General features: G+C 71.1%; 23 protein-coding genes and 2 tRNA genes. 16 read left to right on the plus strand and 9 right to left on the minus strand.

The genetic code is table 11. The features are described from left to right. The first annotated feature begins 83 nt into the window (after positions 1-83). Together ACFYL4_RS14115 and ACFYL4_RS14120 are read left to right on the plus strand one after the other, a co-directional pair. Positions 84-166, plus strand: a tRNA-Leu gene (locus tag ACFYL4_RS14115). Between the two features lie 435 nt (positions 167-601). Continuing rightward, positions 602-1,213 carry a TenA family protein gene (locus tag ACFYL4_RS14120; RefSeq protein WP_357768230.1) on the plus strand — a complete coding sequence of 204 codons (612 nt, stop codon included), beginning with the start codon at positions 602-604 and terminating at the stop codon, positions 1,211-1,213. Between the two features lie 40 nt (positions 1,214-1,253). Here the strand turns inward: ACFYL4_RS14120 and ACFYL4_RS14125 are convergent, their stop codons facing one another. After that, on the minus strand, positions 1,254-1,730 hold the full coding sequence (locus ACFYL4_RS14125) for an SSI family serine proteinase inhibitor (RefSeq protein ID WP_357768233.1): 477 nt from the start codon (positions 1,728-1,730) through the stop codon (positions 1,254-1,256). 81 nt (positions 1,731-1,811) lie between these two features. Here ACFYL4_RS14125 and ACFYL4_RS14130 point away from each other — a divergent pair, with 81 nt between their 5' ends. From ACFYL4_RS14130 to pheA, 7 genes are all read left to right on the plus strand, one after another. Next, the gene (locus ACFYL4_RS14130; protein WP_357768236.1) at positions 1,812-2,144 is read left to right on the plus strand and encodes a rhodanese-like domain-containing protein; all 333 of its coding nucleotides are present in this window, start codon (positions 1,812-1,814) and stop codon (positions 2,142-2,144) included. Positions 2,145-2,233: 89 nt separating this feature from the next. Continuing rightward, the gene (locus tag ACFYL4_RS14135; RefSeq protein ID WP_387518638.1) at positions 2,234-4,159 is read left to right on the plus strand and encodes a PAS domain S-box protein; all 1,926 of its coding nucleotides are present in this window, start codon (positions 2,234-2,236) and stop codon (positions 4,157-4,159) included. 226 nt (positions 4,160-4,385) lie between these two features. After that, complete coding sequence (locus ACFYL4_RS14140; RefSeq protein ID WP_387518639.1) at positions 4,386-4,979, plus strand: ATP-binding protein; 594 nt, start codon at positions 4,386-4,388, stop codon at positions 4,977-4,979. Between the two features lie 130 nt (positions 4,980-5,109). Further along, positions 5,110-5,466 (plus strand): STAS domain-containing protein, encoded by a 357-nt coding sequence (locus tag ACFYL4_RS14145; RefSeq protein ID WP_357768245.1) that lies wholly within the window; start codon positions 5,110-5,112, stop codon positions 5,464-5,466. A 10-nt stretch (positions 5,467-5,476) separates the two neighbouring features. Beyond that, entirely contained in the window at positions 5,477-6,325 is an 849-nt protein-coding gene (locus ACFYL4_RS14150; RefSeq protein ID WP_387518640.1) for a glycosyltransferase family 2 protein, read from the plus strand. A 36-nt stretch (positions 6,326-6,361) separates the two neighbouring features. Beyond that, positions 6,362-6,952, plus strand: a complete 591-nt coding sequence (locus ACFYL4_RS14155; protein WP_357768251.1) for a DUF4446 family protein — start codon at positions 6,362-6,364, stop codon at positions 6,950-6,952. A 37-nt stretch (positions 6,953-6,989) separates the two neighbouring features. Then, complete coding sequence (pheA, locus tag ACFYL4_RS14160; protein ID WP_357768254.1) at positions 6,990-7,937, plus strand: prephenate dehydratase; 948 nt, start codon at positions 6,990-6,992, stop codon at positions 7,935-7,937. Between the two features lie 477 nt (positions 7,938-8,414). Here pheA and ACFYL4_RS14165 read toward each other — a convergent pair whose 3' ends face one another. After that, on the minus strand, positions 8,415-8,591 hold the full coding sequence (locus tag ACFYL4_RS14165) for a hypothetical protein (RefSeq protein WP_357768257.1): 177 nt from the start codon (positions 8,589-8,591) through the stop codon (positions 8,415-8,417). 149 nt (positions 8,592-8,740) lie between these two features. Between ACFYL4_RS14165 and serS the strand changes: the two genes are divergently transcribed. Continuing rightward, positions 8,741-10,021: a serine--tRNA ligase gene (gene serS / locus ACFYL4_RS14170; RefSeq protein WP_387518641.1), complete on the plus strand. Its 1,281-nt coding sequence runs from the start codon at positions 8,741-8,743 to the stop codon at positions 10,019-10,021. 54 nt (positions 10,022-10,075) lie between these two features. Here serS and ACFYL4_RS14175 read toward each other — a convergent pair whose 3' ends face one another. Further along, a complete protein-coding gene (locus tag ACFYL4_RS14175) occupies positions 10,076-10,624 on the minus strand; it encodes a bacterial proteasome activator family protein (protein ID WP_357768263.1) in 549 nt (182 codons plus the stop codon). Between the two features lie 33 nt (positions 10,625-10,657). Then, on the minus strand, positions 10,658-11,632 hold the full coding sequence (locus tag ACFYL4_RS14180; protein ID WP_357768266.1) for an NAD(P)H-quinone oxidoreductase: 975 nt from the start codon (positions 11,630-11,632) through the stop codon (positions 10,658-10,660). 192 nt (positions 11,633-11,824) lie between these two features. Between ACFYL4_RS14180 and ACFYL4_RS14185 the strand changes: the two genes are divergently transcribed. From ACFYL4_RS14185 to ACFYL4_RS14195, 3 genes are all read left to right on the plus strand, one after another. Then, a complete protein-coding gene (locus ACFYL4_RS14185) occupies positions 11,825-13,645 on the plus strand; it encodes an AAA family ATPase (protein ID WP_387518642.1) in 1,821 nt (606 codons plus the stop codon). Between the two features lie 88 nt (positions 13,646-13,733). Then, positions 13,734-14,651 (plus strand): universal stress protein, encoded by a 918-nt coding sequence (locus tag ACFYL4_RS14190; protein ID WP_387518643.1) that lies wholly within the window; start codon positions 13,734-13,736, stop codon positions 14,649-14,651. Positions 14,652-14,775: 124 nt separating this feature from the next. Then, entirely contained in the window at positions 14,776-15,708 is a 933-nt protein-coding gene (locus tag ACFYL4_RS14195) for a universal stress protein (RefSeq protein WP_387518644.1), read from the plus strand. A gap of 321 nt (positions 15,709-16,029) precedes the next feature. On the opposite strand, the gene ACFYL4_RS14200 is transcribed toward ACFYL4_RS14195, so the two are convergent. Both ACFYL4_RS14200 and ACFYL4_RS14205 read right to left on the minus strand, forming a co-directional pair. Beyond that, the gene (locus ACFYL4_RS14200) at positions 16,030-16,326 is read right to left on the minus strand and encodes a hypothetical protein (RefSeq protein WP_357768278.1); all 297 of its coding nucleotides are present in this window, start codon (positions 16,324-16,326) and stop codon (positions 16,030-16,032) included. Between the two features lie 257 nt (positions 16,327-16,583). Next, positions 16,584-16,672: transfer RNA gene (locus tag ACFYL4_RS14205), tRNA-Ser, on the minus strand. Positions 16,673-16,811: 139 nt separating this feature from the next. On the opposite strand from ACFYL4_RS14205, the gene ACFYL4_RS14210 reads away from it, so the two are divergent. After that, positions 16,812-17,270, plus strand: coding sequence for a DUF4442 domain-containing protein (locus tag ACFYL4_RS14210; RefSeq protein WP_357768314.1), 459 nt, complete (start codon positions 16,812-16,814; stop codon positions 17,268-17,270). 105 nt (positions 17,271-17,375) lie between these two features. After that, the gene (gene dnaN / locus ACFYL4_RS14215; protein WP_387518645.1) at positions 17,376-18,527 is read left to right on the plus strand and encodes a DNA polymerase III subunit beta; all 1,152 of its coding nucleotides are present in this window, start codon (positions 17,376-17,378) and stop codon (positions 18,525-18,527) included. Positions 18,528-18,738: 211 nt separating this feature from the next. Here dnaN and ACFYL4_RS14220 read toward each other — a convergent pair whose 3' ends face one another. From ACFYL4_RS14220 to ACFYL4_RS14230, 3 genes are all read right to left on the minus strand, one after another. Beyond that, positions 18,739-19,551, minus strand: coding sequence for a DUF2786 domain-containing protein (locus ACFYL4_RS14220; RefSeq protein WP_387518819.1), 813 nt, complete (start codon positions 19,549-19,551; stop codon positions 18,739-18,741). A 146-nt stretch (positions 19,552-19,697) separates the two neighbouring features. Then, positions 19,698-20,135 (minus strand): hypothetical protein, encoded by a 438-nt coding sequence (locus ACFYL4_RS14225; protein ID WP_357768320.1) that lies wholly within the window; start codon positions 20,133-20,135, stop codon positions 19,698-19,700. 296 nt (positions 20,136-20,431) lie between these two features. After that, on the minus strand, positions 20,432-20,908 hold the full coding sequence (locus tag ACFYL4_RS14230) for an NUDIX hydrolase (RefSeq protein ID WP_357768286.1): 477 nt from the start codon (positions 20,906-20,908) through the stop codon (positions 20,432-20,434). 146 nt (positions 20,909-21,054) lie between these two features. Between ACFYL4_RS14230 and ACFYL4_RS14235 the strand changes: the two genes are divergently transcribed. Continuing rightward, positions 21,055-22,305: a hypothetical protein gene (locus ACFYL4_RS14235; protein ID WP_387518647.1), complete on the plus strand. Its 1,251-nt coding sequence runs from the start codon at positions 21,055-21,057 to the stop codon at positions 22,303-22,305. The last annotated feature ends 7 nt before the right edge of the window (positions 22,306-22,312 follow it).

Raw genomic sequence — 22,312 nt, forward strand, 5'->3', positions numbered from 1 at the left:
CCGTGCTAGCCTTACTCATGTCGCCAGGGGGAACAGGCAAAACGCCCGCACCGACTGGCCGCACAACTTCATGATTCACACCCGCGCGGGTGGCGGAACGGTAGACGCGCACGGTTCAGGTCCGTGTGTCCGAAAGGATGTGAGGGTTCAAATCCCTCCTCGCGCACTCGACTCGAGACGACCCTGGTCGTTGGCCTTCGGCCAACTCCCCAGGGTCGTCTTCGTTGTTTCCTCTGGGGGGCGACCCCCAGACCCCCGGTGTGCCGCTCGGCCTGCGGCCGTCCTGCTTCGCGGCGCGTGAGTGGTGCGGGTCGGTGGTCGGGTGCGTGGTGGTGGCTGAGCTGGGCTTTTGGTGCTGAGGGCTGGGGGGGTGACCCCGAGGCCCCCGGTGTGCCGCTCGGCCTGCGGCCGTCCTGCTTCGCGGCACGCGCCCACGGCCGGACGGGGACGCCGTCTCCGAGTCGCTTTCGGCTGGAGTGACGGGTGGTATTCGGGTTGCCCCAACGTCCAGGTGGTCCTCCTAACGATCCTCGATCGTTAGGTCGGGGCCGAATCCGGACACCGTGGAGGCCCGGTTCCGGACGAATGGGACACTCCGGGTGTGGGAATCATCGACAGACTCCATGACATCGGGCGACCGCTGGTCGCCGAGCAGCTCGCACACCCGACGGTCGCCGGGATCGCCCGGGGCGATCTCGACGAACGGGCCTTCCGGTACTGGTTGGAGCAGGACCACCTGTATCTGCTGGACTACGCCCGAGCCTTCTCCCGGCTGGCCTGGCAGGCACCGGACGGGCACCTGGCCGACCTGGTCGGGATCGCGCACAGCACCCTGACGGAGGAGCTCGAACTGCACCGCTCGCTCTCCGGCGAGTTCGGCGCGGACCTCGGAACCAAGGAGAAGGGCGCCGCCTGCGAGGCGTACACGTCCTGGCTCCTGGACGCGGCCGCCGACTACCGGGACGGGCTGGCCGCCGTCTACCCCTGCATGTGGGGCTACAACACCCTCGGGCTCGAACTGGCCCGGGCCAGGCCCGAGGACCCCCGGTACGCGCGGTGGGTCGACACCTACGCCGACCCGGCCTTCACGGAGCTGACCGAGAGGTACGGGCGCATGCTGGAGGAGGCCGATCCCGACCCGGAGCGGGCGGAGCGCTTCTTCCTGGAGGGCATGCGCCATGAGGTGTCCTTCTGGGACACCCCCTACAGCTAGGGAGGGGGAGGGGCGGACCGGGTCCGCCCCTCCCGACCGGTCACGGGTTGAGGACCGTGCCGACCTGCTGGAAGCGGTCGATCTCGCAGCCGTTGAGCTTGGTGAACTCGGTGTCGATCTCGGTGCCGTTCACGTGCCCGGTGACGCGGACGACCTCGGGGCCGCCGACCTGCATCGTGCACATGTCGTCGCTGGTGTCGAGGGTGAAGGGTTCGGCGCCGGTCGACTCGATCTCGGCGCAGGCGGACTCTGGGTCGGGGTGGTCTCCGCCCACGGGGGAGCACGTGAGCGTCCACTCGCCCTCCTCGAACCCCTCCTCGGGGGTGAGGCCGTCCTCGTCGGACAGGGAGCGGTCGATCACGAGTTCCACCTCGGCGGACTCGTCGGTCGTCGTATCGTCGGGGGCCGGTGCGCTCACCTCGGAGGGCTCGTTGCCGCAGGCCGTGAGGATCAGGCCGAGAGCGGCGAGTGCGGCGAGGCGGGTCGGCAGTGCCGTTGCGAAGGTGTGCTTGCGCATACTGGTTGGACGGAGGGCCCGCCACGCGGGTTCCGCCGTTTCTCACTTTTCAGAACACACCTGACACAGGGGGTCACCAACATGTTCGGTGAGCAGGTCGCCGAGGTACTCGTCCACGACGTTCCCGAGGACGCCTATCTGCTGGACGTCCGGGAGGACGACGAGTGGCGGGCGGGCCACGCCCCGGGCGCCGTGCACATCCCGCTGCGGACGCTGGGGGAGCGCGCGGGGGAGGTACCCAAGGACCAGAGGGTCTACGTCATCTGCCGTTCGGGCGGGCGTTCGGCCCAGGCCACGACGGCGCTCAACCAGGCCGGCTGGGACGCGGTCAACGTGTCCGGGGGCATGGGCGCCTGGCAGCACGCCGCCAGGGACATGGCGGCCGAGGGCGAGGGTGAGCCCACGGTCATCTAGTGGTGACACTGTGACGTGGGAGTCGTTGAATTTGGTCGGATTGTGCGAAGCCCCGCCACGCGGGGCCCCTCGAATGGCACTATGACGTCGTGAGTTCCGACCGCGCGCCCCTCAGTGCCGAAGCCGTCCTGGAGTCCTCGGCGGACGCGGTCATCGGCATCGACGACCGGCACCGGGTCACCGTCTGGAACCCGGCGGCGGAGCGGATGTTCGGTTGGCCCGCCGCCGAGGTCCTCGGCGGTGAGCTGCCGATCATCCCCAAGGAACTGCGACCCGAGTACGGCGCGGTGCTCGAACAGGTGCGCGCCGGGATCCCTCTGACGATCTTCACCCGCCGCATGCGCCGTGACGGCACCGCCGTCGACGTGCGGGTCAGCACCGGCTGCGTGCACGACGACCGGGGGCGGCACGCCGGGTGGGTGCTGGTGCTCTACCCGAGCGAGAAGGAGGTCCAGGCGCAGACCTCCGCCATGGAGCGCGCACGGCTGGTACGCCGGCTGACCGACGTCGTCGCCGACATCAACGCGGACCTCAGCCTCAAGTCGGTCCTGGACCGCATCATCAGCAGCCTCACCGAGCTGACCGGGGCCGACGCGGGCGGGTTCGTCCTGCTCAACGAGAACAGGGTGGAGCTGGTGAGCCTCACCCACCTCTCGGAGGAGCTGTACGGGGTGAGCGCGCCCCTGGAGTCCAGTCTGTTCGGCGAGCTCCTGCGCAGCGGCAAGTCCGTGCTGTTGGCCAACAGCGCCACCCGCAGCCTGGACGACCTGGTCTGGGCCGACCTCCCCGGACTGCACACCATCGCCCTGTGTGTGTCCAACGTGCAGAGCCGCCCCTACGGCGCCCTGTACGCGCTCTACAGCGAACGCCGGGTGGGGCACGTGGAGCTGGAGCTGTTGGAGCTCCTGGCCGAGCACGCCGGGGTGGCGATAGGGAACGCGATGGCCTATGAGGAGCTCAAGCTCCAGCGGGCCAGGGAACAGGCGGTGTCGGACTCCAGCGCAGACGGGATCGCCGTCCTGGACTCCACCGGCAAGGTTCGCAAGTGGAACCGGTCGGCGGCGGAGCTGACCGGGTACTCGTTCGAGGAGATGGAGGGGCGGCACCCGCCGTTCCCGATTCCGGCCGCGCACGGTGAGCCGGTCAAGCACAAGAACGAGGGCGGCCGCTGGCTGGAGATCCTCATGGCGCGCATCCCCGACACCCAGGAGTGGGTGGTGGACTTCCGCGACATCACGGCGCAGAAGGCGTTGGAGGAGGAGCGCGAGTTCTTCCTGGCCAGCACCGGTCACGAGCTGCGCACCCCGGTGACGGTGATCCAGGGGTACGCGGCCCTGCTGTCCCGAAAAGGGGAGCGGCTGGGGCCGGAGGGGCGCCAGGAGGCGAGCGAGATCATCCTGGACCGCGCCCGCTCACTGGCCAAGCTGGTGGAGCGTCTGCGGCTCGGGTCGGACGTGGCCAGCGGCGAGATGACCGTGGACCGGGTGCCCTTCGACCTGGTGGAGCTGTTGGGGCAGTCGGTGACGGCCTTCCGCCCCCTGGCCGAACGGCAGGAGCTGATCCTGGACTCCGGCGGAACCCTGTGGACGGTGGGCGACCCCCTGGTCACGGGGATGGTCATCGACCAGCTGTTGGAGAACTCCCTGAAGTTCTCGCCGAGCGGGGGGACCGTGCGGGTCACCGTGCAGGAGGGCGAGGACACCGTCACCATCCACGTGGACGACGAGGGCATCGGGATCGACGCCGGTGACGAGGAGCGCATCTTCGAGCGGTTCTTCCAGAGCGGTGAGCGGGGCGACCGCCGGGGGTACAGCGGGCTCGGGATCGGCCTGTACATCGTGCGCCAGCTGGTGCGCGAGCAGGGCGGCGAGGTGACCGCGCACCGGCTGGAGAACGGCACCCGTATGCGGGTCACGCTGCCCCGCCACCGGGGCGAGGACGCCGAGCTCGGTGTTCCGGCGCCCGAAACGGTTCCGGAGGGGGCGGAACCGAAGGTTCCCACGGCAAAGGCGTAGAACGGACACGCCGACCCACGGAAAACAACAAAAACCTCAACAGCCCCGCAAGCCCTGCCACGTCGGAGCTGTGCGCGGTCGGCCCGGTGATCGTCCCCGCCGATTCGCCCACCGGCTGGTTTCCCCTGCGAGGGATCGGGGCATTTCCACCCCTGGTGGAATTCGCTGGCACACATCGGGCGAGTTCCGGCCGACCGAGAAGCACGAACTCGCGGGGACGAAAGCTGTGTCAGGAGACAACGCCGCACACGACGACGGGGGCCGACAGACGCCCCGAAAGGTCGAGCGAAGCGTCATCCTTCCCTACGTTCCCGAGAGCGTCACCGGGGCCAGACAGGCGCTCTGCGCGGACCTGCGCGCCCTCGACGTCAGGGCGGACCAGGTCGACGACGCGGCCCTGATCCTCAGCGAACTGGTCAGTAACGCCCTCAGACACGCGAGTCCGCTCCCGGAGGACACCGTCGGCGTGTGCTGGCGCGCCGAGGTCGACCCGACCGCCCCCACGGCCGACTGGTTGGAGATCTCGGTCCGCGACGGCGGTTCGACCACCCTGCCCCGGGTGTCCCAGCCCTCGCTGTCCGGCCTGGGTGGGCGCGGACTGGGCATCGTGCAGACCCTGGCGGGCCGCTGGGGCACCGAGATGGACGCGACGACGACCACCGTGTGGGCGGTGCTGGAGATCTCCGGGGAACCGGACGGCACCGCCGCGCGGCACCCCGCCTCCTCACGGGAGGGGCACGGCCGCGCCCACGGGGCCGACGTGGTCGAACTCGACCTCGGCAGCGGGACGGGACAACCAGCGTGGAGTGTCCTGCCCTGACCGGCGGACACCGCCCCACCACCCCGGTGACCTGGGGCGTCGCTGTCTCCGGGTGGAGGAACGTGACCGATGTAGCGAAACGCCGCCAACGAGGTGGCCTGGCCCTGGCCCGGACGCTACAGTCACGACTGTGGAGTTGAACATATCAAGCCGATCTCAAGATGACGTCGCAGTGGTAACCGTGGGCGGTGAGATCGATCTGTACACGGCACCCCGGCTGCGGACCGAACTCGTCGATTCCCTGGAACTGGGGGTACGGCGCCTGGTCGTCGACATGTCCAGGGCGGACTTTTGCGACTCGACCGGGATCAGCGTCCTGCTCTCCGCGATGAAGCGCTCGCGTGACCGGGGCGGAGACCTGGAACTCGTGGCGCCCAAGCCGGCGGTCATGAAGGTCCTCCAGGTCACCGGCCTGGACGAGGTCTTCGTGATCCACCCGGACATCGACGCGTCCCGGGTGGCCGCGGGAACCGGCACGGCGCAGTAGCCGGGTGTCCGTGGCACGAGAAGGGTCCACCGGGCCGAACGGAGCGGCGGTCGCCGTGGTGATCGCCGCCAAGAACGAGGCCGACCGTATCGGCAGCACCGTCGTCGCCGCGCACACGCTGCCCGGCGTCGACCTGGTCATGGTGGTCGACGACGGTTCCACCGACCGCACCACCGACCTCGCCCTGGAGGCGGGCGCCCGGGTGCTCAGGCACGCCCGCAACCGGGGCAAGGGCGCGGCCATGGAGACCGGAGCCGAGGGCGTACGCCTCACCGAGGAGCGCGAGGCGGCCGAGGGCGCGGTGCGGCCCCCCCGCCACCTGCTCTTCCTCGACGCCGACCTCGGAGAGACCGCCAAGGACGCGGCACCCCTGGTCGAACCGGTGCTCGCGGGGACGGCCGACATGACCATCGCGCTGTTCCCGGCCACCAGGCTGCGACTGGGCGGGCACGGGTTCGTCGTCCGCCTGGCCCGGGAGGGGGTGCGCCGCTCCACGGGCTGGGAACCCGAGCAGCCGCTCAACGGTCAGCGCTGTGTGACCCGCGCCGCCTTCGAGGCGGCCCTGCCGCTGGCACCGGGTTTCGGTGTGGAGACCGGACTCACCATCGACGTGCTGCACGGCGGCTTCCGGGTGGTGGAGGTCGAGGTCCCGCTGGAGCACCGCGCGACCGGCACCGACCTGCGGGCCCAACTGCACCGCGCGCACCAGTTCGTCGACGTCGCCCGCGCCCTCTCCGTACGCGAACTGGGGCCCGCCCTGCGGCGGACCTGGCGCGGAGTGACGGCGGGCGACCACGCGGACGGTCGCGCGACCCGCCGAAAAACCGGGCACATTACTCGCAAAAATCGCCAAGAGTAACCCCACGGACGCGATGCGTGGGGATACGCTCGCGCTGTGTTCACGACGATCATCGCCACCATCGCACTGCTCGCCGGGCTGACCGGGCTCGCCCTCGGCGTGTACGCGCTGTACCGGACCCACCGGGTCCGGGAGGAGTACCAGACCCTGGCCCAACGCGCCCTCGCGGTCAACGCCTCGGGGGCCGACCCCCGGGCCGTCCGCGACGTCGCCGTCCTGCACTACGACGCCCTGGAGGAGATGTCCGGCGCGCGCTCCTTCTCCCTGGCCATGCTCAACAGCCACGGCGACGGGGTGGTCATGACCTCCATCAACGGACGCACCGAGACCCGCACCTACGCCAAGGCCGTCACCCGGGGCGAGGCCGACCACCTGCTCAGCCCCGAGGAGTACCGGGTGATCCGCTCGGCGCGCCTGGGCAACGGGATCGGCGCCACCCTGCCCGACCCCGCCCCCGCACCGGCCGCACCCGCCCAGCGACGGGTCCCCGCCGCCCCCGAGGGCGCCGACGCCCTGGTCACCGTCATCCCCGGGCCGGAGACCGACCCCCGGACAGGCCCCGACCAGCCCGACGACACCGACGAACCCCAGGGCACCACGGCGACGCGCCCCCGACCCGAGAACTGACCACCCCCGGCGACCCGCTGCGTATAGCCTGAACAGCATGCCCAACCGCTACGCCTACCTCGGCCCCGAGGGCACCTTCACCGAAGCCGCCCTGCGTGCCCTGCGCCCCGAAGCCACCCACGAGTCCCGCGTCCCGTGCGACGGTGTGGCGGCGGTCTTCGACGCGGTGCGGGCCGGGGCCGTCGACGGCGGGGTCGTCCCCCTGGAGAACTCCGTCGAGGGCGGCGTCACCGCCACCATCGCCGAACTCATCAGCGGCGAACCCCTGCTCATCACCGGCGAAACCGCCGTCCCGGTCGAGTTCGCCCTGTTCGTCCGACACGGCACCGTGCTCGAGGACGTCAAACGGGTCGCCACCCACCCCCACGCCCTCGCCCAGTGCCGCGGCTGGCTCGCCCGCCACCTCCCCGACGCCGACACCCACACCGTCTCCTCGACGGCCGCCGCCGCCCGCGCCGTCTCCGAACCCGGAGCCCCCTACGACGCCGCGATCTGCGCGGTCATCGCCGGAGAGCGTTACGGTCTGCACGCCCTGGCCACCGGGGTCGGCGACCGCTCCGACGCGGCCACCCGCTTCATCTACCTCTCACGCGCAGGCACCCTCCCCGAGCCGACCGGCGCCGACCGGACCTCCCTCGTCGCCTTCATCACCGACGACCACCCCGGCGCGCTCATCGAGGTCCTCAACCAGTTCGCCGTCCGCGGCGTCAACCTCACCCGTCTGGAATCCCGCCCCACCGGAGACGGCCTCGGCAGCTACTGCTTCTGCATCGACGCCGAGGGCCACGTCAGCGAAGCACGCGTGGGCGAGGCCCTCATGGGCATCCGCCGGGTCTGCCGCGACGTGCGGTTCCTCGGCAGCTATCCGCGCGGCGACCGCGACACCGAGACCACCCCCGCCATGCGGCCCCGCACCGCCACCGACGCCGACTTCGCCGAAGCCGAACGCTGGCTCGCCCGAGTACGGTCGGGCGAAACGGACTGAACCATGTGGGGCTGTGTTTCTTTGGGGCCTCCGCTTCGCTTCGGCCCGGGGTTGTATTTTTTTGGGGCCTCCGCTTCGCTTCGACCCCGGGTTCGTCGCCTTTGCAGAGGGATTCTTCATCGTTGTCTACGCCTGACGCTCGTTCCTCGCTAGCGGCTTGACTCCTCTTGCAGAACCCTCTCCGGCGCCGAACGGAAAGAACCCCCCCTGTGGTTGAGCGGACGGGCGGATGTTCACCTGTGGTTGAACCGACGGGTGGGTGTTCGCCCGTGGTCAAGGTCGGTGGTCGGATGTTCACCTGTGGTTGAGCCGACGGGTGGGTGTACACCTGTGGTTGAGCGGGCGGGTGGGTGTTCGCCCGTGGTCGAGGTCGGTGGGCGGATGTTCACCTGTGGTTGAGCGGACGGGTGGGTGTTCACCTGTGGTCGAGGTCGGTGGGCGGGTGTCCTGCTCGGGCAGGAGGGCGTCCCGCGCGGGTCAGTTGGCCTCGGCGGGGGCGGTGGGGTTCTCGTCGAACAGCCACTCCTCGGCGGCGGCCCGGCGCAGCTCCAGGTAGAGCGCCAGCCGGAGCGCGGTGTCACCCGGACGGGCGTCGTCCAAGGCCTCCAGGGCATCGGAGAGTTCCTCGGTGGTCATCTCACCCAGCGGTTTCACGACTTCTCCCCCACACGGTCGGCGTGCCGCCGGAGGCTCACGCCCCCTGTTCGGCCCTTCGATGGGGATACGGCGCCGGAGACCGATCATGACGTCACTGTCGGTAAAAGATGTGGGTCGGGGGTGGGGCGGGCGGTAACCTGCAAGACGTGATCGACCTTCGCGCTCTTCGAGAAGACCCCGAACGACTCCGTGCATCGCAGCGGGCCCGTGGCGAGGACCCCGCCGTGGCCGACCGGCTGCTGGAACTCGACTCCAGTCGGCGCGCGGCGCTGACCCGGTTCGAGACCCTGCGCGCCGAGCAGAAGAGCGTGGGCAAGTCCGTCTCCAAGGCCTCCCCCGAGGAGCGCGAGGAACTACTGACCCGGGCCAAGGCGCTCTCCGCCGAGGTCAAGGAGGCCGAAGCCGAGGCCGGTCGGCTCGGCGACGACCTCGACACCCTCCTGGCGCGCGTGCCCAACCTCGTGGAGGAGGGCGCCCCCGAGGGCGGCGTCGACGACTTCGTGGTCCTGGAGACCGTGGGCGAGCCCCGCGAGTTCGACTTCACCCCGCGCGACCACCTGGAACTGGGCGAGATGCTCGGCGCCATCGACATGGAGCGCGGCGCCAAGGTCTCCGGCTCCCGGTTCTACTTCCTCACCGGCGTGGGCGCCCAACTGGAGCTGGCCCTGCTGAACATGGCGATGAACCAGGCCATCGGGGCCGGGTTCACCGCGATGATCCCGCCGGTGCTGGTCAAGCCCGAGACCATGGAGGGCACCGGGTTCCTCGGCGAGCACTCCGACGAGGTCTACCACCTGCCCGCCGACGACCAGTACCTGGTGGGCACCTCCGAGGTGGCGCTGGCCGGGTACCACGGGGGCGAGATCCTGCCCGCCGACGCCCTGCCCAACCGCTACGTGGGCTGGTCCTCCTGCTTCCGGCGCGAGGCCGGTTCCTACGGCAAGGACACCCGCGGCATCATCCGCGTCCACCAGTTCAACAAGGTGGAGATGTTCGTCTACACCCGCCCCGAACTGGCGCACGAGGAGCACCAGCGGCTCCTGGCGTGGGAGCGCGAGATGCTGGACAAGCTCGAACTGCCCTACCGCGTGGTCGACATCGCCGGAGGCGACCTGGGCACCAGCGCCGCCCGCAAGTACGACTGCGAGGCGTGGGTTCCCACCCAGGGCACCTTCCGCGAGCTGACCTCCACGTCCAACTGCACGGAGTTCCAGGCCCGCCGCCTCAACGTCCGCTACCGGGACGAGGACGGCAAGCCGCGCTTCGCCGCCACCCTGAACGGCACGCTCGCCACCACGCGGTGGATCGTCGCGATCCTGGAGAACCACCAGCGCGCGGACGGCTCCGTCGTCGTCCCCGAGGCCCTGCGCCCCTACCTGGGCAAGGACGTCCTGGAGCCGGTCCAGGCCGCCAAGGCCAAGAAGTAGGCACCACCGCCGAGCCCGCCCCTCCCGCGAGGGGCGGGCTCCGCCGTGTCCGGGCTACAGGTAGGGGCCCGACCCCATGTGGGGGCGGTCCTCCTGGCCCTCGGCGCCGGGGCCCTGGGCCTGGAGCCCGGACACCCCCGGGGGCAGCGCCTTGCGCATGTTCTCCAGCTGCGCCCGGGCCGCCATCTGCTGGGCGAACAGGGTGGTCTGGATACCGTGGAACAGCCCTTCCAGCCAGCCCACCAGCTGGGCCTGGGCGATCCGCAGCTCGGCGTCGCTGGGCGCCGACCCCTCGGCGAACGGCAGGGTCAGCCGCTCCAGCTCCTCGATGAGCTCGGGGGCGAGCCCGTCCTCCAACTCCTTGATCGAGGAGGTGTGGATCTCCTTCAGCCGGGTGCGGCTGGCCTCGTCGAGCGGGGCCGCCTTCACCTCGTCGAGGAGCTGACGGATCATGCTGCCGATCCGCATCACCTTGGCGGGCTGTTCCACCATGTCGGCCAGGGTGCGCGGCTCCCCGGTCTCGTCCTCACCACCGGACCCGTGGTGGTCGTCGGACCCCACCACCAGGACCTGCGGTTCCCTCTGGTCGTCTGCGTTGCTCATCGATCCCCTAGTTCGGCTGTGTCCGGCACGCTGTCAACGGGTGAGAAGGATCTTGCCTGTGTGCGCGCTCGATTCCATCACGCGGTGCGCCTCCGCCGCCTCCCGCATGGGTAGTGCGCGGTCCACGACGGGGCGGACGGTTCCTTCCTCTACCAACGGCCAAACCTGCTCCAGTACTCCCGAGACGATCCGCTCCTTCTCGGCCGGAGGGCGGGAGCGGAGCGTGGTGGCCTGGACGGAGAGGCGTTTGACCAGCATGCGGCCGAGGTCGATCTCGGACGATCCGCCGCCCATCAGCCCGATGATCACCAGGCGGCCGTTGGTGGCCAGCGAACGCAGGTTGGCGTCCAGGTAGGAGCCGCCCATGATGTCGAGGATCAGGTCGGCGCCGCCCGCGGCCCGCACCACCTCCGCGAAGTCCTCGGTGCGGTAGTTCACGGTGATCTCGGCGCCCAGCTCGCGGCAGCGGGCCAGCTTCTCCTCGCTGCCCGCGGTGACCGCGACCCGGGCGCCCAGGGCGCGGGCGAACTGGACGGCGAACGTGCCGATCCCGCTCCCGCCGCCGTGGACCAGGACGGTCTGCCCGGCGCGCAGCCCGCCGACCATGACGAGGTTGGACCACACGGTGCAGGCCACCTCGGGCAGTGCCGCCGCGTCGGTCAGGCTCACTCCGCGTGGAACCGGGAGGAGCTGGCCGACCGGGACGGCCACCCGCTCCGCGTACCCGCCGCCGGTGAGCAGGGCGCACACCCGGTCGCCCGCACGCCAGCCGGTTCCCTCGGTGCCGGGGCCCAGCTCGGCGATGGTGCCCGAGCACTCCAGCCCCGGGTACTCGGAACCGCCGGGCGGGGGTGGGTAGAAGCCCTGGCGTTGGGAGACGTCGGCGCGGTTGACCGCGGTGGCCTCCACCTCCACCAGGACCTCGCCCCTCTGGACGACGGGATCGGGGACCTCGGACCAGGCCAGGACCTCGGGCCCGCCGGGTTCGGTGATTCTGATCGCGTGCATGGGGCAGACAGTACCCAGACCCGGGGCTCGGGGGGAGGAGGTCCCCTCGGGAATCGGGATCTCTCTGTCCAGGGCGCCGGGAAGGATGCTTTGCTGGTCCAGCGCGGGTATGAGAACCCCGAGGGCCCGCCCCCCGCCGACACCGGCAGGGCCCTTCCTCCACAACACACCCCTCGACGCAGGAGAGCCCCGGTGGCACAGCAGGAACAGAACGGGTCAGGCGCCGGACCGGAGCCGCAGGAGCGTACGGAGTCGATCCGGCCGCGGACCGACGACCCGGTGGAGTTCGCGGAGGCGGAGAGCGGGGACGCGCCGGGTGCGGCCGCGTCAGCGCCCACGCCGCGGGAACAGTGGTTTGGGGGGTTCGAGGGCGCGGCACCGCCCCCGCCGCCCTACGCGCGCCTCCCCGAGGACACGCCTCCTCCGACACCCGGGACCGCCTTCCCGGCTCCGGAACCCGAGCCCGAGGGCGGGGACGACGACATGCCGGAGGACCCCGAGGAAGGCCGGAGCGCGACGGTGCGCCTGATGCCCGGCCCCCGTGACCGGCGGGCCCGTGCGGTCGGCCCCTGGGAGGAGGAGCGTCGCCCCCAGCGCCCCCAGCGGCTCGGCGGGCCGAAGGGGGAGGAGCGGGACCCGTTGGCGCCGCGCCGGGTGCCCGGCGACTCCGACGTGCCCGAACCCGAGCAGCTGCCTCCGCTGGAGGCGGACCGCGTCGACCACACCGAAGGCCTGGGCCCCGGACCGGACCCCGCCGGGCCGTCCCCGTGGTCCGCGCCCGTTCCGGAGCCGCCCGCCTCGCAGCCGCCCGCCCCCTCCGGCCGTCCGGCGCCCGAGCGCCCCGTACCGCCCCCGTCCCTGACCGGACCGCGTGAGAGCGGCCCTCAGCCCGTCTCCGGACCCGCCTCGGGCCCCGGACCCGCCTCGGGCCCCGGACCCGCCTCGGGCCCCGGACCCGCCTCGGGCTCCGGCCCCGCCGCCGGGCCGGGCCAGGCTCCCCCGCCCCTCCCTCTCGCCCGCCCCTGGACCGGTACCCCGGCGCCCGCGCGGCAGCCCGGAACCCACCCGGGCACGCACCCCGACCAGGGCGAGACCTCCGACTCCCTCAGCGCGGCCACCCTCGTCCGCAACCGCCGCTACGGGCCCAGCGGCGGATGGCGCAAGGCCGTGCACAGCGCCAGCCTCGGCCTGATCAACCCGGGCGAGTCCCCGAAGGTGCTGCGCGAACGCGAGCTGGTCGCCCGCGCCTGCACACCGGTGGCGTCGGGGCACCACCGGGTCGCGGTCCTCAGCCTCAAGGGCGGGGTCGGCAAGACCACGACCACCGTGGCCCTGGGCGCCACCCTGGCCTCCCTGCGCGGAGACCGGGTCCTCGCGGTCGACGCCAACCCCGACCGGGGCACGCTCTCGGACAAGGTGCGCCTGGAGACCGCGGCCACCATCCGGGACCTGCTCAACGAACGCCACCTGGTGTCGCGCTACGCCGACATCCGCGGCTTCACCTCACAGGCCCCCAGCAGGCTGGAGATCCTCGCCTCCGACCGCGACCCGGCGGTCTCGGAGGCGTTCAGCGACGCCGACTACCGCGAGGTGGCCCGGATCGTCGAGCACTTCTACTCCATCTGCATCACCGACTGCGGCACGGGGCTCCTGCACGCCGCCATGCGCGGGGTGCTGGGCCTGGCCGACCAGGTCGTGCTGGTCAGCTCGGCCTCCGTGGACGGGGCGCGCAGCGCCAGCGCCACCCTCGACTGGCTGGACGCCCACGGCCACGGCGGGCTCGTGCGCGGCGCCGCCGTGGTGCTGTCCATGGTCCGCTCCAACAGCAAGAGCAGCGTCGACCTCAACCGGCTTGAGGAGCACTTCGCCGGTCGTTGCCGGTCCGTGGTGCGGGTGCCCTGGGACGGGCACCTGGAGGAGGGCGCGGAGGTCGACCTGGAACAGCTGGCACCCGCGACCAGGGACGCCTACCTCCAACTGGCCGCGAACGTGGGGGAGGCCTTCGCGCGCTGACGGGCGGGGCCCGACAACGCGCGGGCCCTCCCTCTCTGGTTTCCCGAGGCCCGGTCCCGACAATGGAGGTGGAGGGGAAGAGGTGGACATGAACGCACAGGAACGCCCGTCGGCGGTCATCGTGGGGGTCGACGGATCACCGGTCGCCCGCGCGGCGCTGGTCTGGGCCGTGGACGCCGCCGCACGGCTCGGCCGACGGCTCCGGATCGTGCACGGACTCGGACTGCCGCTGGTGACGGGGACCTTCGCCGGACCGGCGTCGGAACGGTTCCGGTCCGGCGACGCGGCCCGGGAGGCCGGGCACGCTCTGCTCGTCGAGAGTGCCGAGTACGCGCGCAGCACCCGCTCCGACCTCCATGTGGCCACCGTGTTGGCACCGGAGGACGCCCCGGAGGTCCTGCTCGACGAGGCCGGGCACGGTGACGTCATCGTCGTCGGTTCGCGCGGCCTGGGCGCGGTGCGGGCGATCGTGTTGGGATCGGTGAGCCTGCGGACCTCCTCGCGCGCGCCCTGCCCGGTGGTGGTCGTGCCGGGCGCCGAGCCGGGGCCGCGCCGGGGGAGGGTGGTGGTCGGCGTCGACGGGTCGGAGTCCTCGCGCCGGGCGCTGCGCTTCGCCCTGGACCACGCCCTGGCCACGGACGCGGAGGTCGTGGTCGTCAACAGCTGGGAGGTCCCGTTGCCCGAGGACCCCGCCGCGCTCGCCGCCGGCGCCCAGCTGTCCCATGAGGAGATGTTCGACCGCCAGTCGGAGGAGGTGGTCGCCGGTGTGTTGGCGGAGGTCATCGACGACCGCAACCAGGCGGTGGAGATCAGCGCGGTACGGATGCAGGCCGACCCGGTGGACGCCCTCCTGGAGGCGGGAGGGGACGCCGACCTGATCGTCGTGGGTTCCCGGGGGCGCGGCGGGGTGCGGGGCCTGGTCCTGGGCTCCACCAGCCAGGGGGTGCTGGCCCGGGCGCGGGTGCCGGTGGCGGTGCTGCCGCCGCACTCCGAGGAGACCGACTGAGGTGGTGAACAGCGACGAAGGTCCCCGGCGCGGGGGACCGGTTTCCCCTGTGCCGATCACGTGTGTATCCGCTTGGCTCGGTGATGATGGTGGACAGAGGGAGATCACGTCTCAAGGGGGAGCCATGTCAAGCCACCAGGAACGCCCGGGCAAGGTCGTCGTGGGCGCGGACGGTTCGGACCATTCGCGGGCGGCGCTGGAGTGGGCCGCGGCCGAGGCCGTGCGCCGAGGGGTGGAACTGCACGTCGTGCACGCGCTGGGCATGCCGCTGATCGTGTCGGCCTACGGGGGGCCGACCCGGTTCGAGCCCACCGACGAGATCTCGGGGCAGGCCACCGCGGTGCTGACCCAGGCCGTCGAACTCGTCGAGAGGGAACAGCCCACCGTCCGGGTGGAGACGATGACCGCACTGGAGGAGGCCCCGCTGGCGATGGTGCGGCACAGCCACCCCGGTGACCTCATCGTCCTGGGGACCCGGGGCCTGGGGGCCTTCGCGTCGATGTTCGTGGGTTCGGTGAGTGTGCGGGTGTCGGCTCAGGCGCCGTGCCCGGTGGTCGTCGTCCCCTCCGACGGCAAGGGCAGGCCCTCCACCACCAAGCTGGACCGGATCGTCGTCGGCGTCGACGGGTCGGACCCGTCCCGCCGGGCCCTGGGGCTGGCGGTGAGTCTGGCGGCCGAGACCGACGGTGAACTGGTGGTGGTGAACAGCTGGGAGGTGCCCTACCCGTACGACCCGATCGCGATGACGGCGGCGGGACACCAGCCGCAGGAGGACGTCTTCGAGAAGCAGTCCGAAGAGCTTGTGGCCGAGTTGCTGGCCGAGGCCATGGACGAGCAGCGCGAGGACGTGAACATCGAGGTCACCGTGGTGCGCACGCAGTCGGGGCCGGTGGACGCGATCCTGGAGGCCGCCGAGGGGGCGGACGCCATCGTGGTGGGTTCCCGTGGCCGGGGCACTATCCGGGGGTTGCTGTTGGGCTCGGTGAGCCAGGGGGTGCTGCACCACGCGAAGGTCCCGGTGGTGGTGCTCCCCCGCCACGCCGACGAGGAGAACTAGGCGCCGGTCCCGGACGGCGTCTCATCAGATGAGGAAGTGGCGTGGTGCCGGCGGTACTTCACCCACTCATGTACGTAGACGCTCGCGAACCCCACCAGGGCGACCAGGGAACAGACGAACGCGGCCCAGATTCTGTCCGTTCGCAGCGAATCCTCGGCCCACAGCACGAGGCTCGTCGTCAGGGCGACGGTAACGGCAGCAAAGAGCAGAGGCCATGGCCGGGGACGCCTACCGCGCATGTGTCGGTCTCTCTCCTGGGTCAACTGCGGGGAGTGGGGGGGATCGCTCCGTGGTGGTGGGGGCTGGTCTGGTGGTGCTGTGTCAGTGCGGTGTGTCTTCCTGCTGAGGGGCCGCCCGGTATCTCAGGTGTGTGCGGATCTCCCGGAAGAGATTGGTCAGGTGGATCAGCGCACTCAGTCCCACGGCCCACATTCCTGGTGGGTTCTCGGACCACACGAAGACACCGATCGCGGCGGTCAGGAGCAGCCCGACGATCGAAAAGTTGATCAGCCACCGGTTCGCGGGCTCGGGAGGGAGTGCCGCACGCTCGCGTCTCACGGCCTCGCGTTCGAGCCTTCTGGCCTCGGGGTCGTCAGGGGCGCGGTGCCGACCGGCCACGTGCGGCTCCTTTCCCAGGCCGTGTGGGCATGGTGCTCCGGGGGCGGGAGCGGTTCCCGGACCGCCTGGACGAGGTCGCGGAAGCGATGGACACCGACCGCCCTCGCCGCGCTGGTCGAGTGCCGTCTCCACGGCCCCGGACGCACCGAAGGCCGGTGGCCCGGCGACCCTGTGCACCGAAGGTGCACGGGCCCGGAACCACCGGCCTTCGCCGTGTTCCGTGGAAGCCCTCCACCTGGGAGGACTTCCGGATTCTGCGGAGGGTATGGGATTTGAACCCATGAAGCCCCGTCAAGGACTTGGTGCTTTTCAAGAGCACTGCACTCGGCCGCTATGCGAACCCTCCAGGAGAGAGCGGTGCGCTCTCCGCCAGACATGGTAGCCCACGGCGGGGTCCGGTTCACGGGGGTATCCGGACGTCTCCGTGCGGGCAGTGGGGGTGGCGCTCTTGGGTTACTCGTGAGTAACCTTGGGGCATGGAGAAAATGGACGCCGAGACGGCGGAGATGGTCAAGTCCGGGTTCCTGGCCTCGGTTCCCTTCGCACGCACGCTGGGGGTCACCTTCAGCGACCTGGACCACGGGCGCGCGGTCATGCGACTGCCCGACAACGCCGACCACCACAACCACGTGGGCGGACCGCACGCGGGCGCGATGTTCACGCTGGCCGAGTCCGCCTCGGGCGCCATCGTGATCGGCACCTTCGGTGACCAGCTGGACCGGGCCGTGCCGCTCGCCGTCAGCGCCGAGATCCGCTACCTCAAGCTCGCCATGGGCGACGTGACCGCCGAGGCCACCCTGGGCCGTTCCCGGGACGAGGTCGTTGCCGAACTGGACGAGGGCAAGCGGCCCGAGTTCCCGGTGGAGATCGAGCTGCGCACCGACGACGGCACCGTCACCGGCCGGATGACCGTCCTGTGGACCCTGCGCCCGAACCGGAAGTAGCGCCTCCCCGGCCGGTCCCGGCGCCCCGGGACCGGCCGGACCGCGGACTGTCGGTATCGCTGGGTACGGTCACCCCGGAAGGACCGTCGACCGGGAGGCCGTGCAGTGAGACTTCGTGTGGACCGCGACGCGTTCGCGGAGGCGGTCGTGTGGACCGCCCGGGCCCTGCCGACCCGCCCCGCCGTCCCGGTGCTCGCCGGGATGCGCCTGGAGGTCACGCCGGACGGCACCTCCCTGCGCCTGTCCGGGTTCGACTACGAGGTCTCCGCCCGGGCCTCGGTGGAGGTCCTGTCGGAGGAGTCCGGGGCCGCACTGGTCCCCGGGCGCCTGCTGGCCGAGATCGTCGGCAACCTCCCCTCCGGCACCGTGCGCGTCGAGACCGACGGCCCCCGGGTCCTGGTCAGCGCCGGCGCCGCCAGGTTCACCCTGATCACCATGCCCCTGGAGGACTACCCCAGCCTGCCCGGTATGCCCGACCGGATCGGCTCCGTCCCCGCCGACGCCCTCACCGCGGCCGTACGCCAGGTCACCCCGGCGGCCAGCCGGGACGACACCCTGCCGATGCTCACCGGCGCCTACCTCGACCTCACCGGCGACCGGCTCAACGTGGTGGCCACCGACCGCTACCGCATCGCGGTCCGCGAGCTCCGGTGGAGGCCGCTGGACCCGGAGATCGACGTCGCGGCGCTGGTGCCCGCGCGCACCCTGGCCAACACGGTCCGGGGCCTGGTCAACCACAGCGACGTCGACGTCTTCCTCTCGGCGGGGGCCACGGACGCCGGGGGCGGATCGGCACCGGGCGAGGGGATGGTCGGGTTCGAGAACGGTGAGCGCGGGACCACCACCCGGCTGATCGACAGCGATTTCGTCAGGTACGCGAGCTGGTTCCCCACCGACTTCTCCGCCAGGGCCGAGGTGGAGGTGGCGCCGCTGCTGGCGGCGGTCAAGCGGGTCGCTTTGGTGGCGGACCGAAACACCCCGCTCCGGCTCGCGTTCACGGAGGGTGAGGTCGTGCTGGAGGCGGGTTCCGGGGACGACGCCCAGGCCGTCGAGGCCCTGGCGGTCGGCTACGAGGGGGAGCCGCTCCGGTTGGCCTTCCGGCCCGACTACCTGGCGGACGGGCTCAACGGGGTGGAGACCCCGACCGCCCGCCTGCACCTCACCGAGCCGACCAAGCCGGCGGTGTTCACCGATGTTCCGGCCGAGGGGGAGAACCCGGCGTTCCGCTACCTCGTCCAGCCGCTTCGGGTGAGTTGACCAGCGCTTTCACCACTCTTGGGAAAGCTGTCCACATGACTGTCCACAGGTTATCCACAGGCTACGGTCCAAGCCTGTGGATAACCCCGGGTGATCGGCCTCTACGAGCCCCGAACCACTGCGAGAATCGGCTCGCTTTTCCCTTCTGACATGGGGAAACGGCGCTCCTGTGGATTTCACGCACAGCCTGTGGATAACTCGGGGTGAGGAACTATTCGCCCTCGGCCAGAGAGGACGTCCGCCCGCTGGTCACCGGGGTGTCCAGACCCAACTCCGCCTGGCGTCCACGGCGGTACCCCGCGCGGTAACCGGCCGCGCTGTGGGTGCGTTCGGGGCGGTGTTTACGCAGCTGTGGGAATTGCTTGTGGAACTCTTCGTTCACCCGGTTCACGTCGTCCCGCAGAACCAGCTCCGCACCCCGCGACGCACCGTTCTCGCCGCTACTCTCAGTGACACCTGACTCTCCGTCATGAGCGGCCATTCTCTGGAGCCTTGCCCGGAACTCACGAATGCGTTCGGCCACCGCCTGACCATAGGCGCGCACGAACGACCGGTAGTAACGCTTGCGCTCGGTCTCCAGTTCGGAGCGGGTGTAGTTGCGCAGTTCCCGGATATCGGTCACGTGCGAGGAACTCATGAACCTGGCGGAGGCCTCCATCTGCATGGAGATCGACGGCATCAGCATCCGCAGCGCGTCCAGTGCGCTCACCGTGCCCACCAGGATGATGGTGCGGTCGGTGTTCTCGGAGTTGTTTCCGCGCACCGCCGACTGGCACCCGTAGGCGGCGGCGATGTCGGCCAGGGCTTTGACACGGGCCTTGCCGTGGCCGCCCACCCCCGGGACGGTGTAGTCCATACGGCTGATCGCGTCCGGCTCCTCGCCCCTCTCGGCGCGGGCCTCGGCCTCGGCGATCGCGTGGCGGGTCATCAGCTCTGCGGCCTTGGCGGTGAACGCCTGGCTCTCGGCATCAGTGACCGCGGGGTCCTCCGCCATGCGAAGGAGCCCGCGGACCCGCTCGACCATCTTCTGACGAGCAGCTTCAGTCATCGGCGCCGGTTGTCTCCCGTAGGTGAGGTGTGGTGCATCCGCTCCTTGGCGGAAAACATCGAGCCTAAAGCCTTCTGTTCCCCGCCACCATCACGGCGGAGCCCCACCACGCCGCACGGCGCCTACTTCTTGTCGCCCGCGACCATCGCCACGACACCGATGATGAGCCACAGGGTCAGGCCCACACCGAGACCCGCCCACAGGCCGCCGAACAGACCGCCGATGATCGCGAAGCTGGTGATAACCGACACGACGTAGCTCACCACGGCCGTGGCGCCACCGCCGATGAGGGCCGGGACGCTCGCGTACCGGAACGGGTAGGTCGCGGCCCAGCGGCGGCCGCGGCGGTCGGCCTTCTTGCGCAGCACGCCGCCGACCCCGCCGATGAGGGCGAAGAAGAAGATGCCGGTGGTCACACCCGCGGGGATACCGGCCAGGCCGAAGTTGGCGAGGAAGGAGAGGGCACCGGCCACGGTGCCGCCGATCACGGACGCTCCCCACGGCCAGATCATCGTCGCCGAGGCGACGGGAGTGAATGCGTTACCGCGCTCCAGCGTCATGTTCACAGCTCCAGTCGAATCGCGTGGCGCCCACTCTTCGCAGGGCCGTCCCCTCCAGGATGCGGGGTCGAGGCGGGCGGCGCATCAGGGCCCGTCCCTGACTTACCCCGGAGGCGGTGCCTTGGCACCTGGCCCACGCGGAAAGCCGACACGCATCATCCCAGAAGGCGCGGTCGCCGTCTCTGCCCGGTCCAACGAGCACCGGGCCCGGAAAGTGCCCCGGCCCCGGGGTTTCGCGTGCGCACCGCCCCCACCAGGGACGTCAGGGTTCCCGACACCGGGCGACGGGGCGGGGCCTACGCCGTCGCCGCGCGCAGGTCGGCGCTCAGGTGCGGCCACGCGGACCGGAAGGCGGGCAACAGGGGGAGTTCCTCGGCGGCCTCGACCGCCACCCACCGGATCTCCCTGCTCTCCGAGTTCCCCGGGCGGAACGGGGTCAGGTCCGGGACGCGCAGCAGGAACGTGTCGTAGCGCCACACGGTCAGGTCCTGTTCGTGACGGCCCAGGACCGTGTAGTCCCCGAGGTCCCCGGAGACCTCCTCGCGGAACTCCCGCACGGCCGCCTCCAACGGCGTCTCGTCGAGGTTGCGGGCGCCACCGGGGATGCCCCAGGTGCCGCCCATGTGCGTCCAACCCGCACGGTGCTGGAGCAGGACGTGACCGGAACCGGCCACGTCGGTGGCGTACAACAACAGCCCGGCGGCCCCGTACCGGCCCCACCTACGGGAGCCGTCGGCCAGGTCCACCCAGCCGTTTCCGTCGCCCTCCTGCATCAAGCCCTCCCACCAGATCGGTCACCCGGGTCCCGCGGTCGGGGACCCTCGCTCCAGGGGCCGCGGACCACCGGAATCCACGGCCGCCCTTCCGCTAATCTCTAGAACCTATGGCCCGTCCGACCTCTTCCGCAGCCTCTCTCCCCGTGTACGCGCTCAGCCTCGTACGCGGCTACGGGATTCCCCTGCTGTGCGCCTACACCGCGGGGATGCTCGCGCACACCCTGATCATGCGCGGGCTGGTGGCGCTCACCGACGTCAACCCCACCCTTTCCCTCGCCGGGCTCGGTCTCACCCTCCTCGTCACCCTGATCACCTTCGTCGTCATGTTCCAGCTGCTCAGGCCGGGGCTGCCGATGATCGACCGCGAACTGGGCACCGAGGTGGTCCGGCGCCGACGCACCGGGTTCGCCGAGAGCGAGCGCAGGGTGGTCGACGGCGTCGCCCTCGCGATCTTCCCCTTCCTGCTCTTCTACGGTGCCTGGGGGCTGATCGGGGAGCAGTACGACACCTACAGCATCAGCCTGCTCAACACCGGCGGCGTGGAGGCCTTCGCGGCCCCCACCGAGCTCTCCTGGTTCGGCCTGCCGCTGGTCGTCGCGGTGGTCGCGTGGGTGCTGCGCCGGGTGTGCGGGCGCTTCTACGAGGCCAACCGCAACCCGGTGCTCGGCGTCCTCACGGCCCTGTTCGAGGGCGTGTGGATGTTCCTGGCGGTCTTCTCGGTCGGCGTGTTCGTCAGCCTCTCCCAGGAGTGGATGGCCAACCGGGTGGCCTGGGTGGGCGTCGAGACCTGGTGGACCGGCCTGGTCGACGGGATCGGGTACCGGTTCGACGTCCCCGCGCTCTCGGTCGGGGTGGCGGCCGGTGTCGCGACCGTGTGGTCCCTGGTCAAGGAGGGCTTCCTCGGCCCCATGCTGTGGCTCACCATCACAGCGGTGGTCTACCGGGCCCAGATCGACGACCACGACGCCCTCTTCGAGGAGCGCCGGGGCGGCGGGGAGTTCGGCGCGGTGGTCAACCGGGCCGCCCGGATGAGCCGGTTCTTCGGCCGGGCCGCGTCCTCGGACTTCCGGGAGAAGTTCAGCCCCTGCCTCAACGCCGTCCGCTTCGTGCTGGGCGCGGGCCCGGTGTTCTACCTGACCTTCTGCCTGTACTTCGTGCTCCTGGACGTCGCCTTCAGCCAGCTCAACCGGTGGGTGTTCGTCCTCTTGGGCCCGGGCGACTTCCAGGGCGAGATCTGGCCGTGGCTCCAGCCGGTCGACTTCGCCGTCGACGCCCTGCACATGCTGCTCCGCCTGTGCCTGCTGGCCGCCGCGTTCGAGATCGCGCTGCGCCGCGCGGAGGAGACCAGCGTGGGCCGTCGCGTGTGGCGGACCGCCGGGCACGCCGCCCGCTGAGCCGCCG

This window comes from Nocardiopsis sp. NPDC006938 (assembly GCF_042869555.1).
GTDB lineage: Bacteria > Actinomycetota > Actinomycetes > Streptosporangiales > Streptosporangiaceae > Nocardiopsis.

Excerpts from the sequence above, each read along its gene's own strand:
- ACFYL4_RS14125 (WP_357768233.1), bottom strand. The coding sequence starts at position 1,730 with ATGCGCAAGCACACCTTCGCAACGGCACTGCCGACCCGCCTCGCCGCA.
- ACFYL4_RS14130 (WP_357768236.1), top strand. The coding sequence starts at position 1,812 with ATGTTCGGTGAGCAGGTCGCCGAGGTACTCGTCCACGACGTTCCCGAG.
- pheA (WP_357768254.1), top strand. The coding sequence starts at position 6,990 with ATGCCCAACCGCTACGCCTACCTCGGCCCCGAGGGCACCTTCACCGAA.
- ACFYL4_RS14175 (WP_357768263.1), bottom strand. The coding sequence starts at position 10,624 with ATGAGCAACGCAGACGACCAGAGGGAACCGCAGGTCCTGGTGGTGGGG.
- ACFYL4_RS14180 (WP_357768266.1), bottom strand. The coding sequence starts at position 11,632 with ATGCACGCGATCAGAATCACCGAACCCGGCGGGCCCGAGGTCCTGGCC.
- ACFYL4_RS14190 (WP_387518643.1), top strand. The coding sequence starts at position 13,734 with ATGAACGCACAGGAACGCCCGTCGGCGGTCATCGTGGGGGTCGACGGA.
- ACFYL4_RS14195 (WP_387518644.1), top strand. The coding sequence starts at position 14,776 with ATGTCAAGCCACCAGGAACGCCCGGGCAAGGTCGTCGTGGGCGCGGAC.
- ACFYL4_RS14210 (WP_357768314.1), top strand. The coding sequence starts at position 16,812 with ATGGACGCCGAGACGGCGGAGATGGTCAAGTCCGGGTTCCTGGCCTCG.
- ACFYL4_RS14220 (WP_387518819.1), bottom strand. The coding sequence starts at position 19,551 with ATGGTCGAGCGGGTCCGCGGGCTCCTTCGCATGGCGGAGGACCCCGCG.
- ACFYL4_RS14225 (WP_357768320.1), bottom strand. The coding sequence starts at position 20,135 with ATGACGCTGGAGCGCGGTAACGCATTCACTCCCGTCGCCTCGGCGACG.
- ACFYL4_RS14230 (WP_357768286.1), bottom strand. The coding sequence starts at position 20,908 with ATGCAGGAGGGCGACGGAAACGGCTGGGTGGACCTGGCCGACGGCTCC.